This window comes from Flavobacterium sp. UGB4466 (genome assembly GCF_903469665.1).
Lineage (GTDB): Bacteria > Bacteroidota > Bacteroidia > Flavobacteriales > Flavobacteriaceae > Flavobacterium > Flavobacterium lipolyticum.
Map to the genome: position 1 here is coordinate 1 of NZ_CAGKLC010000236.1, position 1,335 is coordinate 1,335.

Below are 1,335 nucleotides of genomic sequence, written 5' to 3' on the forward strand. Positions count from 1 at the left end.
CCGCCTATACAAATCTCTCCGACTACTCCTATAGCTTGTAATTCTTCTTTTTCGTTTAAAATATAAATCTGCGTGTTGCCAATAGGCTTACCAATTGGAATACTATCAGATACTATCTTTTCTCTGTGGTCCAGCTTAAATATCGTTCCACAAATACTTGCTTCAGTTGGACCATATGCATTGTAATACGTGCCATATTTAAGATAATCAATAGCCTTTTCGTACTGAGCTGATTCTCCCGCTGTGATAAGTGTCTTTAATCCTGTCAATTCACTAATTTCTATTCTGTTCAGAATTGACGGAGAAAGTGTAGCAATATCAATTGCATTAGACCTGATAAAGGATACTAGTAAATCCGGATCCTTACGGTGTGATTCGGTAGCAATAAATAAGCGAGCACCCGAAAGTAAAATGATCAATGTTTCTGAAATAGAAGCATCAAATGAAAATGATGCAAACTGAAGTGCCCTGCTTCCACTATTTACATTAAAATCAGTTATTTGCGACAAAATAGTATTAACAATAGCCTGATGCTCTACCATCACTCCTTTGGGATTACCCGTAGAACCTGAGGTGTAGATCACATAGGCAAGATGATCCGATGCATCTCGTTTCGATACTGTTTCTGAACTATAATTCTCTGAATCAAACTCTACATCAATGGCAAAAACGTCTCCTTCATAATAATCAATATCGTAGATGAAGCCTGCCTCGGTTATCAGCAATGCTATAGCACTGTCTTTTACAATATATTCCTTTCTGGAAGATGGGTACTCCGGATCGATCGGAACATAAGCTCCTCCTGATTTTAATACGCCCAGTATCGCCACAATCATCCACTCACTTCGCTCCAATTGTATCCCTATCAGATCATCCGGCTGGATGCTGTAATTTTCCATTAGGTAATGCGCCAACTGATTGGATCGCTCATTAAGTTCCCTGTAGGTCAGTTCTGTATCCTCAAAGACTATGGCTATGTTATCCGGTGTCTTTTCTACTTGCTCTTCAAACAAGTCTACAATTGTCTTGTCTTTCGGATATGCTACTGTTGTATCATTGAAGGTGAACAACTGTTTGTGTTTCTCTTCTTCCGATACATAATCCAATGCTGTTAAAGACTGATCCCCGTTTTGTGCAAACGCCTTGATTACGGTAGCAATATCATTTACCAGCTGCTTTAATGATCTTGTATCATAACGATTGCTATTGTATCTGATATTTAGGTGTAATGAAACGGGGGAAGGGGTAACTATAATATTAAAATCATAGTTGCTTTGATCACTGACTTCCCTTGATTCTATTGAAAGCCCCTCTTCTTCCCGACTATTGAATACC

General features: G+C 38.7%; 1 protein-coding gene. It reads right to left on the reverse strand.

Going from position 1 to position 1,335, the window contains the following annotated elements:
- The coding region (locus tag JO950_RS21840) for an amino acid adenylation domain-containing protein (RefSeq protein ID WP_202704532.1) at positions 1-1,335 on the reverse strand (1,335 nt) is incomplete at both ends.